Source organism: Mesorhizobium sp. M8A.F.Ca.ET.202.01.1.1 (genome assembly GCF_004791595.1).
GTDB lineage: Bacteria > Pseudomonadota > Alphaproteobacteria > Rhizobiales > Rhizobiaceae > Mesorhizobium.
The window spans coordinates 442,654-455,406 of the sequence record NZ_SRUN01000002.1; the positions used below are offsets into that span (position 1 = coordinate 442,654).

The 12,753-nt window shown below is 59.4% G+C and carries 10 protein-coding genes and 4 pseudogenes; 7 read left to right on the forward strand and 7 right to left on the reverse strand.

Annotated features, from left to right (window positions below; genetic code table 11):
* Positions 1-2: 2 nt before the first annotated feature.
* The 3 genes and pseudogenes from EN845_RS06830 to EN845_RS06840 all read right to left on the reverse strand — a co-directional run bounded on the left by EN845_RS06830 (position 3) and on the right by EN845_RS06840 (position 2,611).
* A pseudogene (locus EN845_RS06830) lies at positions 3-664 on the reverse strand (SDR family NAD(P)-dependent oxidoreductase).
* A 15-nt stretch (positions 665-679) separates the two neighbouring features.
* Positions 680-1,855, reverse strand: coding sequence for a zinc-dependent alcohol dehydrogenase (locus EN845_RS06835; RefSeq protein ID WP_135880775.1), 1,176 nt, complete (start codon positions 1,853-1,855; stop codon positions 680-682).
* A 387-nt stretch (positions 1,856-2,242) separates the two neighbouring features.
* Positions 2,243-2,611 (reverse strand): hypothetical protein, encoded by a 369-nt coding sequence (locus EN845_RS06840; protein ID WP_135880774.1) that lies wholly within the window; start codon positions 2,609-2,611, stop codon positions 2,243-2,245.
* A gap of 445 nt (positions 2,612-3,056) precedes the next feature.
* On the opposite strand from EN845_RS06840, the gene EN845_RS06845 reads away from it, so the two are divergent.
* The 5 genes from EN845_RS06845 (at position 3,057) to EN845_RS35365 (ending at position 6,272) form a co-directional block, all read left to right on the forward strand.
* Positions 3,057-3,275, forward strand: coding sequence for a hypothetical protein (locus EN845_RS06845; protein WP_245511653.1), 219 nt, complete (start codon positions 3,057-3,059; stop codon positions 3,273-3,275).
* 670 nt (positions 3,276-3,945) lie between these two features.
* Complete coding sequence (locus EN845_RS06855) at positions 3,946-4,128, forward strand: hypothetical protein (RefSeq protein ID WP_135880771.1); 183 nt, start codon at positions 3,946-3,948, stop codon at positions 4,126-4,128.
* Positions 4,125-4,337 (forward strand): DUF768 domain-containing protein, encoded by a 213-nt coding sequence (locus EN845_RS06860; protein ID WP_135879692.1) that lies wholly within the window; start codon positions 4,125-4,127, stop codon positions 4,335-4,337. Before EN845_RS06855 ends, EN845_RS06860 begins: the two co-directional genes overlap by 4 nt.
* 1,198 nt (positions 4,338-5,535) lie before the next feature.
* The gene (locus EN845_RS06870) at positions 5,536-5,748 is read left to right on the forward strand and encodes a hypothetical protein (RefSeq protein ID WP_135906960.1); all 213 of its coding nucleotides are present in this window, start codon (positions 5,536-5,538) and stop codon (positions 5,746-5,748) included.
* Positions 5,749-5,954: 206 nt separating this feature from the next.
* Positions 5,955-6,272, forward strand: coding sequence for a hypothetical protein (locus EN845_RS35365; RefSeq protein ID WP_135906962.1), 318 nt, complete (start codon positions 5,955-5,957; stop codon positions 6,270-6,272).
* 297 nt (positions 6,273-6,569) lie between these two features.
* Here the strand turns inward: EN845_RS35365 and xth are convergent, their stop codons facing one another.
* Complete coding sequence (gene xth, locus EN845_RS06880; RefSeq protein ID WP_135880769.1) at positions 6,570-7,346, reverse strand: exodeoxyribonuclease III; 777 nt, start codon at positions 7,344-7,346, stop codon at positions 6,570-6,572.
* Positions 7,347-7,361: 15 nt separating this feature from the next.
* Positions 7,362-7,542: pseudogene (locus EN845_RS06885) on the reverse strand (DUF3606 domain-containing protein).
* A 129-nt stretch (positions 7,543-7,671) separates the two neighbouring features.
* Between EN845_RS06885 and ligD the strand changes: the two are divergent.
* A pseudogene (gene ligD / locus EN845_RS36745) lies at positions 7,672-9,600 on the forward strand (DNA ligase D).
* Positions 9,601-9,612: 12 nt separating this feature from the next.
* Here ligD and EN845_RS06895 read toward each other — a convergent pair.
* A pseudogene (locus EN845_RS06895) lies at positions 9,613-10,341 on the reverse strand (IS5 family transposase).
* Positions 10,342-10,481: 140 nt separating this feature from the next.
* Between EN845_RS06895 and EN845_RS06900 the strand changes: the two are divergent.
* Entirely contained in the window at positions 10,482-10,799 is a 318-nt protein-coding gene (locus EN845_RS06900) for a hypothetical protein (protein ID WP_135880767.1), read from the forward strand.
* Between the two features lie 788 nt (positions 10,800-11,587).
* On the opposite strand, the gene EN845_RS06905 is transcribed toward EN845_RS06900, so the two are convergent.
* Positions 11,588-12,712, reverse strand: a complete 1,125-nt coding sequence (locus tag EN845_RS06905; protein WP_135906964.1) for an FAD-binding oxidoreductase — start codon at positions 12,710-12,712, stop codon at positions 11,588-11,590.
* Positions 12,713-12,753: the final 41 nt, after the last annotated feature.

Sequence of the window (12,753 nt, forward strand, 5' to 3'; positions counted from 1 at the left end):
CACTAGTCGTCAGCCGAACCGGGCTCGGCCATCTTCCGATGCTGCTCGGCAAGCAGGCGCGCTGGCGTACCGTTGGCGACTGCGGACTGGATTTTGTTTCAGGCCGCTGACAGTGTCGCCATCGCCCCGCATCATCGCGTCCCAACCTGCTTTCGACATCGGCGGGATCGACTTTCTCCTGCTGACCGACGTTGGTATCGAGCATATCGGCCCTTTCGAAGAAGCGAGAGCCCGGCATGAAACCGGCAACCGAGCCGGTGAGAAGTATTTTGCCCCGGTTTGGTTCGCGCATGTCACATCCGACCTTTTGCGTTAGGTAGATCGCGACGATGTTGATGTCGACAACGCGCTTGGCCTCGTCAATATCCTGGTCGAGAAAGGCGTGGCCGAGGCCACATCCGGCGTTTGCGATCAGGATTTCGACCGGACGCCCTAGGTCGCGCGGGGCATCATAGCGTTGGTCGACACCCTCGGTGGTGGAAGCCTGAACGGCTTGAACCTTGGCTCCCTGGGCCTTGAGCGTCCTGGCGGCCTCGTGGATATCGCGTTCGTCGGCAGCGATGGTAAGATCATATCCCTGTTCAATCGCGAGTTTCGCAAGTTCGAGGCCAATGCCGCTAAAGGCGCCGGTGACGATGGCGAGGGGTCGTGAGGGATCAGACATGTGCTACCTCCGTCGTCAGGGCTTGAGAACGACTTTGATGCAGCCGTCCTTCTTGTCGTTGAACATCTTGTAGAGGTCAGGGCCCTCCTCGAGGCTCGCCGTGTGGGTGATCACGAAGGATGGGTCGATGTCGCCGTTCTCGATATGAACAAGAAGTTTCGACAAATAGCCCTGTACCGGCGTCTGGGCCATGCGCATCGTCAGACCCCGGTTGATGGCGGATCCAAATGGGATCTTGTCGAGAAATCCGCCGTAGACGCCGACAATGGAGACCGTGCCAAAGTTGCGCGTGCAGTGGATTGCCTGACGCAGGACATGCGGCCGGTCCGTGCCCATGAAGGTCGCGACCTTCACCCGGTCGACCATCGCGTAGAAGCTGGAATTGGCCAGCGGCTCGGTACCGACCGCATCGATACTGGCGTCTGCTCCGCGCCCTTTGGTCAACTCCTGGATGCGGTCGTAGACATCTTCATCCAGGAAATCGACTGTGATGGCGCCGGCGGCGCGCGCCAGTTCCAATCGCTCCGGAACCGTATCAATGGCGATAACGCGCTCTGCCCCAAGCAGAAACGCGCTCCTGATCGCCATCTGTCCCACCGGGCCGCAGCCCCAAATGGCGATCGTGTCACCCTGTTGGATGTCGCAGAAGTCCGCCGCCATGTAGCCAGTTGGAAAAATGTCGGAGAGGAATAGCACCTGTTCGTCGCTCAGGCCTGCCGGCACCTTGATCGGCCCGACATCGGCGTAGGGTACGCGAAGATACTCCGCCTGGCCGCCAGGGAAACCACCGAGGAGGTGCGAGTAGCCAAAAAGGCCAGCTGGCGAATGACCCCACAATGTCTGAGCCTTTTCCTTGCTTTTCTGCGGATTGGACCGCTCGCAGCCGGAGAAGGCGCCGCGCTTGCAGAAGAAGCACTCGCCACAGGCGATGACGAACGGCACCACGACGCGGTCGCCAACCTTTAGGTTGGAGACGCTGGATCCGACTTCGACAACCTCGCCCATGTTCTCGTGGCCGAGCACATCGCCGCTGTGCATGTCGGGAATAACGCCATTGTAGAGGTGGAGATCGGAGCCGCAGATGGCGCAGGAGGTGACCTTGATAATCGCGTCCGTAGGCGCTTCGATCGTGGGGTCGGGCACGCTCTCGCAACGAATGTCATGTTTGCCGTGCCAGGTGAGTGCGCGCATCGTAACCTCTCGCTGAATTCAAAGCCTAAGCTCTGGCGCGCCTCGTTGTTCCGAAATCCTAGTACAGAAGTGACATTCGCCGCTGCGAGAATTGCATCGGTCGCCCATTGCCGGGGGCGTCCGTCGTCCACTTCTTGGGGCAAAGGTGTGCGGGTTCGCGGTAAATGCCGGCTTTGATCAGGCAGAAGAGGGCAGGCGGATAAGCGCGACCGGAAGCGCGCGCTTGTGTGCGTTGCCCGAAGCATGTGAAGTATCCGACTGTAGTCGGCGTCGTCGACCTCTCGGCCTTCCAGGCGCTGATCCGGGCGCGCCGGCCAGCGCGAATTGGGCAATCATGCGCTGACGCGCTTTGATGTTGCCGAGCACGAAATCCTAACGGCCGGCATCCTAAGATGAGCGCCGGCGAACCTTATAGACGCCAACATCGCGTCGGTAGCCGGCCGGATGTCGATGCGGAGGACCTCGTCCGCCTGTATCGTGTCCGCTGTGTGTGGCTCTCGTCAGCCTGGGTTCCATAAGGAAGCCGAACGGCCAGAAACTCTGCCTCGTTTCCGGCCAGCCGTGATCATCGACGGCGCGTTGCGCCAGGAACGCAGCCAACGAATCAACTCCGCCGCTGATCCCGAGCACATAAGTGCCGAGACCCGATGCCCGCAGATAGGAAGCGAGGAAGTCGATGCGCTGCCGGCCTTCCTGTGCGAAATCGAAACGGGACGATACTCCTAGCGTCTCGATGATGCACTGCTGCTTTCTCATGCGCGCTCACTCCTGCTCAAAGCATTCCATCGATTCCCGCCGCCACGAGATCGGCAGGGGTGACCGTCTCCACTTGCATCCCAAAGCGGCTCTCGTAGATGGCCAGCATGGCGTCGTGCAGTCCGCTCCGGAGCAGATCGCGTCTGCAACAATGACGCGGTTGCCCGAAATCGCAAAAGCTTCATGGGACGCTTCGTGACAAGCCGCCAGCAGACAGGCGCTCGACCGCGCCAACAAATTGCGCGATCTCGTCGAACAGGATTGGTTGACGCCCGAACGATAGATTCCACGCAGGCAAGTGAACGGGGATGCAATCAGCCGCTGACCCGCACCGACGCTTCCTCGATCGCCGGCTTGAGCTCGTGAGCTTCATATAGCTTCTGGAGGGTGAGTTCGTCCTCGAACTCACCCTCCAGGCCGTCGGAACCGTAGGACCGAGGTCCGAGTGCCGACCCTTGTCGACCAGCTGCCCGACGGCGAGAACTGGCTGCACGAGGTGAAGTTCGACGGCTATCGCTCGCAGCTCGTCATCGACGAGGATGGCACTCGTATTACACGTGCAACGGTCTCGATTGGACCTCAAAATATCGCACCCTGGTCGAGGATTTTCGCACAGGGCGGCTCACGAAATTCTCGCTTTCAGGAAACTTTTTCATGGTTGTGAGATTGAACGCCTATGGCGCTCTATTCTTCGACTTTTTGGATAATGGCGTAGCTCAGCCCGACGAGGTGGGGACAGACTTATCCAGTTTCGATGCCGTCAAGCGTGAGGCCGCCAGGTGATAAAGGAAGTGTTGCCGGATGGCCCCCATCGGGAGCTGCCATTCAAGGTCCGGGACGAGAGGGGCCGCCAGCTTCTGCAAGTGGCTATGACTTTTCATATTCAGATTGATTCTTAGGCCGTGACACACAAATGTTGTGTCCGGGATCTCCCAGATAGCGTAGGATCCTTAAGTCGCCCGCAACTGCACGGCAAACGGTCGCTTGGAAGCCAACTCCGGTGCTTTCGCCCAATCTTGGGAGGAAGCATGGCTTCAGAAATACCCCCCGATTCCGTCGAAATAACCGAGAACCTCGGCGAGTGGTTCGTTCGCGTTGTGCGGAATGGCAACGCGACAATCAAGTCGTTCGAGATCGAATCGTATGCGCGGGCCTTCGCAGAGGGCCAACGGATCGGCCTCGGCCTGCATAAACTCTCAGTGGAGGGTGAGGGTCCGCGAAGACGCCTGGACCGAAGGCCACGGCAATAACGTTTGACATTGGACGGCTGAATTTCGTGTTGAACCTTTTCAGACTCATTTCTTTCTTGGCTTGTCCTTCCAAAGGAGGCTGTCATGACGCAACGCAAGGTCGATCGCGAAAGGATCGAAAGAGCCGACCGGGAAAGCAAGCTTGTGCTGGATGCGGAGCGGAAGGCAAGGGCCGATAAGACCGCTCGATTGAGAGAGCAGCGGCTTAAAGCCGCGCAATTGTCCTCGCAGGAACCAAAGCCGGCGACGAAGCTTAAGCGTCAATGAGCGCGCGCGGCAGCAACTTCCTGGACCAGTGGATCGCCAACACTGTTCCCGAAACTGCCCATGCGGAGGTGGACGAGCTCGCCCACAAGCTCATTGCCAACGCCAAGGCGATCGGAATTAAGCGGGCCGAAATAGACGAAGAGGTCGACAGTCTCTACCGCACGATCCTCGACGCGATCATACATTTCGAACCGGGGCTCCCTGAGTGAATCAGCAGGTTGCGCCAACCTTCGTAATTTACCCACCACCCATCAAGGGCCTGCCTTTTTTGGCAGTCCAGATGATGCCGGACGGATCGATAACGGCGCGGCAGTTTCCCTCGCTGGAGGAAGCGGTTGCGTTCAACAACGAGCAGTCTGAGGCTTGGCTGCGAAGGCAATCGTCGCCTTGACTCGTTCCCATTTTGGTCTTCCCTGACGGCAACGATTGAGCATGACGTAATCTGTGTGGACGCGTTTTCGTAAAGACGACAATCCCCGACATGGTTCGTCGGTTCGAATTCGCCCATCCGGGCGATGTCGAACGACTGAGCAACAGCTTCCCGCTGTGAAACAGCGCGCCGAGCCTGACCTATCCGATCATCATGCGTGAGGAGTTGTCGACCAGCATGGGCGGCCTTGTCTCGGCGCGCTGGGGCCTGGTTCCCGGTTGGGCTCGGGAAGGCGGTGGTCGACCGCCGCCCGTCAACGCGCGGTGCAGCGATCGTCAGGGGGCTCGCGCATGGGGGCTGCGGAGCGCTATTGACCTCGCTTCGCTGTTGGCGATACGCGGACGACACGAGGCCGCCCAAGCACTCCTTCGGCCAATTTTCGCCCGATTCTGGGAGAGGGTTTGGAGACAGCTGACCTGCAGCTAGCCACACGTTTGCTGGTTACGCCGAATTAGCGTGGCTTTGACAGCGTCGCGGGGAGGCAGCATCGCGATCCCGGCTGCTGCTCCCGATGTGACCGTTCGCGATTTGAACCTAAGGAGATAGCCATCCCTGGACCGCTTGATACCGTGAAAATAGCCTTGCAGGCTAAAAGCCCGCTCACTGTATGGGTCGGCTACCCGCCTGTTTGTGCATATTGTTCTCTTCTGTTTTAGATGATTTCCCCGGCATTGTTCCAACCCGAGTCACGTAGAGCGTTCCCGCCGCTATTTCGTGATGATCCAGTCGGCTGAAGGGTAGGTTGCTGAGAACCTTGAAGCGCTCACGGGTTACGGCCGCTGTGGCGCTGGAGCTCGACCACTCGATCGGAACCCTGTGCGCCCGATCGGCTGTCCATTGCACAGGACCTCAGTGTCGACCCGGTCCCGAAAGAAAACAGACAGGAGGCAACCCGGACGCGTGTCTTGCCGTTAGGTGTCAGTTGCTGAATTTCAGCCGGCGGCAAACGCCCGCGACTCTTTCCGGGAGCACAGTCCATGCCTCCACTGGTGCTTTTTGTGATCAAAAACCTTGCTGCAGGCGCGATCATCGGATTGACGGTGGCGGGCTGCCTCGTGGCCTTTGGCGCTATCGGCAGCCATATACCGGCAGGCAGCGGCGCTTATCTGGCTGTTGGGATGATCGCCTATTCGATGGCCTCTTGCTTCGGAATGGGATTTCTGGCCACAGCCCTGATGTTTCTGGAATAAGGGCGATCCTGCCCTAATCAAAGCCGAAGCGGACATACCGTCCTCTTGAAGAGTTTCGGCATCGACAGGGGTGGAAAGTCCAAAGAAATCCGCGGGCCGCAGGCGAAACGGGGTTTGCCGCTTTCGCTTGTAACCGGAGTGGCATTGACGTCCTAGAGGCGCAGAAGGACAGCACAATCGTCTATGAATCGTCGGCAGTTGGCCAATTGCTACGCACGACGGTTCGCACCGGACGGATCCATGCGACGGTCGTCACGATCGTCGATTCGAGTTTCGAGCTGGATGAGGAAGGCGTGAAAGTGGTGCCCGGACTTGCGGTGCCGGTGGAGATAGACCGGGATTGCATAGCATTTGCTCACGGGACGCGCTGGCTGACGCTATCCGCTAGATCCGGGAAGATACCGCCCTTTGGCCTGTCAGTAACGACGTCTGCGTATGGCGTGGTCGTCTTTGTTGGTTGCGACGGTGAGGCAGTCGATCCAGAGATCCTTCATGCTTGCTACGTCGATATCTTATTGGCGTAGTCGCGCGCAAGCGCATCGACCGCTTTGGAATTGGCTCGATCGCAAAAGTTCTCCGGCACTGCCAAAGCGTGATCATAGTCGGGCAGATCGAAAAACATCGGGTGACGCACGCAATCAGCGCCGCGATCTAGTTCGGCGGCTGGTTTCGACTACCTGAGGCAGTGCAAGGCGTAGTAATGCTGCAAGACCCGCCGCCCTTCCGACGAATGCTACAAATTTCTGACAAAGAGTGGCGAAGTTAGCAGCCCGCAGCAACGAACGCCGTCTGAATCGCTGGCGGGATCGCCTCGACTCGGGCTACTCAAGCTCTATCCACGCCGGCGCATGATCGCTCGGCTTCTCCCAGGCCCGGGTCTCTACATCCACCCCGGCATCGCCAAGCCGAGGCGACAGCGAGGGACTGACCAGAAGATGGTCCATTCGCAGGCCCGAACTCCTGTCGTAGCCGCCGCCATAGGTGTGATTCCAATAAGTATAGACACCCCTTTGCGGATGGATGCGCCGGACCGCATCGACCCAGCCATCCTCAAGCATCCCGGCATAGGCTTGCCGACTCTCGGGAAAGTACACTGCATCGCCAAGCCATCGTCGCGGCACCACTGCATCAATCGGGGTTGGGACGACATTGTAGTCGCCACACATCACGGTCGGTGCGCCCTCTTTGAGGAGACCCCGGCCGTAGCTGATCAGGCGGTCGAACCAACGCAGCTTGTAATCAAACTTGGGACCAGGGGCGGGATTTCCGTTTGGCAAGTACAGGCAGCCGACAACGAGCCCACTAACCTCCGCCTCGATATAGCGGCTATGGCTGTCGTCAGGGTCGCCGGGAAGCCCGCGCCGGCGCTCAACGGGGTCTGCTCCGCGAGCCAGGATAGCAACACCATTATAGGATTTCTGGCCGTGCCAGATCGCGCCGTATCCCGTCTCGCGGATCGCCTCAACCGGAAACTTCTCGTCGGATGTTTTCAGTTCTTGAAGACAGACGACGTCATAACGCGTGGCCCTGAGCCACGCGAGGAGGACCGGCAGCCGACCGTTAACACCGTTTACATTGAAGGTGGCGATACGGATCATCGCTTGCGCACCCAGCTATTTCTTGAGCTTGTCCTCAACCTTCTTGCGGCTGTTACCAACCGATTTCACGGCCGACTTCACCTCGGGCTTGCTTGCTCCGGTCTTGCCCGCCTCATACTTGACTTTCATGATCCTGCCCACCAGCGACCTTCGCGCGATCCTGGCTGCGGCCGCGAGTTGTTTGAGTAGTTGCCATTTTCTTGCTCCAAGGTTGCGTTCCAGTTCTGAACAACGCAGCCGGACTCTTCCGGTTCAATTCAACGACGCGCGTGTGGAACAAAATCCCAGGGCGAGGATTGAATCGCACCATGTATTCGAGTTCGGCATGTCGGCCGTAGAGGCCGCCCTCGGCAAAAAGCGTACACGGCGCAGAGACTCAGACTCTACCCCGCGATACCCACTCCCCACGTTTCGGCCATTTCAGCTCTGCACGCTGACCGACGACATTCCGGTGGGCGCCGATTGGCTCTTCGAGATGAAGTTCGACGGCTATCGAGCCCAGGTCGCTGTCTCCGGATCGGAAGTCGTCGTCTACACCCGCAACGGTCACGACTGGACCCGCCAGTTCAAGGTGGTCCTCCCACCGCTGCGGAAACTCACCAAAGGCTCGGCGCTGATCGACGGTGAAATCGTCGCAATCGACAGCCAGGGCCGCACGAATTTCTCCATGCTCAAAACTGGCATTGCTGCCGGCATGCCGCTCAAGTTCTACGCCTTCGACCTGCTGGAACTTAACGGCGGCGATATCTCGAACCAACCGCTCCTCGAGCGCAAGGAGCGGCTTGCGGAGCTTTTGGGCGAACCCGACCCGGATGATGCTCTGCAGTTTTCCAGCCATATTGCCGATCATGGAGAGAAAATCCTCGAGACCATGTGCGCCGGGGGCCACGAGGGAGTGATCGCCAAGCGCGCGGACAGCCGCTATGTCGGCGACCGAACTGCCACCTGGCTCAAGATCAAGTGCACGAAACGACAGGAATTCGTGGTCGGCGGCTACCGCCCGAGCGACACTGGCCGCGGCATGGCATCGCTGATCCTGGGCACATACGAGAATGGCAAGCTGGTGTACCGGGGACGTGTTGGCACCGGCTTCACCGAGGCGATGCGCAACAAGATCCTTGCCCAGCTTGAACGACGGCGAATGGAAAAACCGGCTTTTTCCTCTGTGCCGCTCGACATCGCGCGTCGCGCCCGCTGGGTGAAGCCCGAACTCGTTGCCGAGGTAACCTATTCAGAGGTGACGCCAGATGGCAGTCTGCGGCATCCCAGTTTCGAGGGGATGCGTGAAGACAAGCGAGCCGATCAGGTCGTCATGGAAGTGGCGAAGACGTCTGGTTCCGCCGACCTCGATCCGGCAATCGGCAAGGAGATCGCCGCTGCGGTCGGAGTCAAACTCACGCATCCGGACAAGCTCATGTACCCCGGAACCAAGGCGACAAAGGCGACGCTCGTCGCGTACTACGCAGCGGTTGCCGAGAGGATGCTACCGCACATCCAGGATCGGCCCCTTTCGCTGGTGCGCGACACCGACGGCGACCTGCAGCAGAGCTTCTTTCAGAAGCACTAGTTGCCTGGCATGCCGAAGGCCATCCATGACGGGCAGCTGGAGAAGATGTCCGGCAAGGAAAGCCGCATCCTCTGGGTCGACGACCTGGCCGGGCTGATCGCCGGCGTACAGATGAACGTGCTCGAATTCCATGTCTGGGGCAGCCTGCGGCAGCAGCCGAGCCTGCCACATCGCATGATCTTCGACATAGATCCGGACGAGGGCCTGAACTTCCGTGACGTCAAGCAGGCAGCGCTTGATATCCGAAGCATTCTGGAAGCGCTCGGCCTGCAGTCGTGGCCGTTGCTATCCGGCGGCAAGGGCGTTCACGTCGTCGTTCCGATTATTCCCGAAGCAAACTGGGAGAAGGTCAAAAGCTTCTGCCAGGACTTCGCTGAACTGCTGGCTCGCACCGACCCTTCGCGTTTCGTGGCCAACATGAGCAAGGCGAAGCGCAAGGGCCGCATGTTTCTTGACTACCTACGCAACGGACAAGGCGCAACGGCAATCTGCCCCTGGTCGACCCGTGCGCGGCCCGGTGCCTCCTGCGCCGTGCCGGTCACCTGGGACGAGTTGCCGACTTTCAAAAGCGCTACCACGTTCGACGTCCTTGCCGCTGCCGCGCGGGCTCAAGAGCCCGACGCCTGGCAGGGTTACTTCGATGTTGAGCAAACGCTGACTGACCGCATTCGCAAAGCAATTCGATAACGATGCTGCTTCCTAGGACGTAGACTCATTACCGCGTAGCCAGATGCGAATTGAGACGAGTTTGAGTGCGGCTAGGTAGTTCTCGGCCAGCTTGTCGTATCGAGTTGCGATGCAGCGGAACTGCTTGGCTTTGTTGAAGAAGCGCTCGACGAGGTTACGCGCCTTGTAGAGGAACGGGCTGAAGCAGATCGGGTCTTGGCGATTGGCCTTTGGCGGGATATTTGGCCCAAGCATTTTGTTCGGTGATGGCAGCGCGCAAAGCGTCGGCATCATAGCCTTTGTCGGCGAGCAGCATGGCCCCTTCAGGCAAATTCTTGATCAAGTCCGCTGCGGATGCGATGTCGCTCTTCTGGCCTGCCGTCAGTAACAGCTTGATCGGCCTGCCTTGCGCGTCAACAAGAGCATGGATTTTAGTTGTAAGCCCGCCTCGGGAACGACCGAGACAATGATCTCGGCCCCCTTTTTTGCCGTCGCACCCTGCTGGTGGACGCGAACAATAGAAGTGTCGATCTTCCGAACTTCGCCGTCATAGGTCTTGGTGACGGCCCTCATCAGGCGGTCCCAGACCCCAGCTTTGCGCCAGCGGTTGAACCGATTGTAGATTGTCGCAGGCGGCCCATAGCGGGCGGGAAGATCGGCCCAGCGAGCGCCTGAGCGCAACACCCAGAAAATACCGTTCATCACACGGCGGTCGTCCACGCGCGGGACGCCCCGCAACTTGTTGGGCAGATGTGGCTGGATCGCTTACCACTCGAACTCAGTCAGGTCATATCGGCTCATGCCGAGCGTGAATCAGATTTCACCGCAACATGAAAGCCGCCAGTCGATAGACGACCCATTCGGACATTCAACAACGAAGGCAGAAAGACTAAATTTCGCCCATGAGCGAGAACTCTTACACCTACTTTCGTGGACGCTGGCCGGATGACATTGTGCCGGAAGGTGAACCGCTCTGGCTACTGTATGAGGTAGATGAGGCGGCTGACAATGTTTTGCGGTCTGTGGAGATCTTTCCCAACGGGCAGGTCACTCGCAACAGTGTTGGACTTGAGCAGCGCAACGGAGACCACTGTCCGTCGCTGATTGATGTCAGCTGGCGCGAAGGCATGGCTGAGGCAAAGCTCGAGAAGATCAGTGCAGATATGTTTGAAGAGCTATATCAAATTGGAGCAGATACACCCTTTTGGTTTGTCCGTTAGCCACCCATCCCGGCCATCTCGTATTTATGAGTTTACGGCCTAGATAGTCAGGGAGATTTGCCGACCTGGCCCGGATCAGGTGTCGCCCAAATTCGGTTAGCGTCACTCCGAGCAAACGGATTCCGGACAGGGAACACCCGATCGGGGGGAGTGCCGCCAGCGGGGGATTGCTGATGCACGCGATCGTGCGGCTGCGCGGGTTTGCTGCAAGTCGGCGTTTTTCACCGTCAGAGCCACCCGTACGGCTCCTCGATGCTTGGCACTCCATCGCGCAAGCCTCCAAACGCTTTACTACCTGAATCGGATCGGGCTTTTCAGCTGAGGGCCGTGGCTAGTGGCCGGGAGGTCCAGGTGATCAGTGATGACATGGCGGCACTGCCGGGAGTCTATCTTGGGTGGGACAGCTAGGAAAAGCTCCTCAATCTTAGGATGGGCGGTGGCGTTGCGAAACGCTCAACCAAGTCAGTCAGGGCGGGCGGCCATGAATCTTCCCACCTTTCTCACCGAATTACTGGCTGGCCAGCGCTGGCGTATACGGTGCCACCGCGATTCCGCGATATCGCTACCGCCCGGCGTCGGTGAGTATTCAACCCTCTACTTGCTGATGGCCGATGACGGTCGCCAGGACGGAGATCACAATATTCGGCAGCGCGATCCCGATGCCCAAGAAGGTGAGAATTTGAAGCCAAACCCAGCGCGACGAGGGACGAAGTCACCATTGTCTGCAACGGTCGACCGCAACCGCCGGCTATTGTTCGGCTTGGCGCAATTGCCCTTGGATTTGGTACTCAAGAAAATCGAGTTGGCCGAAAGTTTGCAAGGAGCGGATGTTCTTTTCCGGTGGCGATCTCGCCGGCAAGCAGTTCGCCGGCAATCAGCCCAAGCGTCGCGCCGCTGTGGCTGAAGGCGACGTAATATCCCTGGATGTCCTTCAGCTGGCCGAAGACCGGCTCGCCGTCGCCGGGGATCGGCTTGGGGCCGACGCCGTAGCTTTCCAGTTCCAGTTTCGGATGACCCTCAAGAACCTTCGAGGCTTCATCGAGAAGGCCCTGTACGGTCGAATCCTTCACACCATAGGTGCCGTCGGAATCGACGGCCACCTCTTCTTCCGACCAGGCGGAATCGAGCGCGAGAGCTCCGTCCGGCGTCGGGCGGATGGCGACGCGCGGTGTGTTGAGCACGGCCCGGAGGGGCAAATCGACCGATTTGGTCCTGACCAGCAGAGCGATCGGCGATCCGTCGTCGATATGCTCCCCGGTGACCGCGACCATTCGCGGCACGTCGCCGCCGGTCGCCAGCAGGACCGCATCGGCAGCGAAGCTGGCGCCGTTTGTCGTGGTCACGCCGGTGGCGCGGCCGTCAATGACGGTGACCGCGGCGCTTCCGGCGTCGGTGACCAGTTGCCCGCCACGCTGCAGGAATTCCGCGATCAATATCTCGATCAGCGACGGCAGGTCGACCCACCCCTCGCCAGGGTTGAAGATCGCACCTTGAGGCGTGACAGCGCTTGCGGCGATGCCGGGGGTAGCTGAAGCGATGGCACCCGCGGACAGATGTTGCGCGTCATAGCCGAGGCCCTTTTCATGGGCGAAGATATCCGCGATCTCGTTGGAGGCGTCATCGGCATCCCATGTCAGGCCGCCGTCAAAGCGCAGCCAGGCAACATCCGGATATCTTGCCGAGAGCGTGCGGTAGCGGTCGATACCGATCATGCGCAGGCGATGATACTCCGCTGATCGCCTGCGCGCGGAATTCAACCAGGCGAGCGAGCGGCCGGAAGCTCCATTGGCGAGCGGTCCATCATTGACCAGAACGGTTTCGATCCCGAGCCTCGCAAGATGAACCGCCGAGGAGACACCGAAAATGCCGCCCCCGACAACAACGACCTTTGAGACCGAACGTGAGGTAGCCATGGGATATTCTTTCGATTGGTGGAGGTTGGTGGGGCGACCGT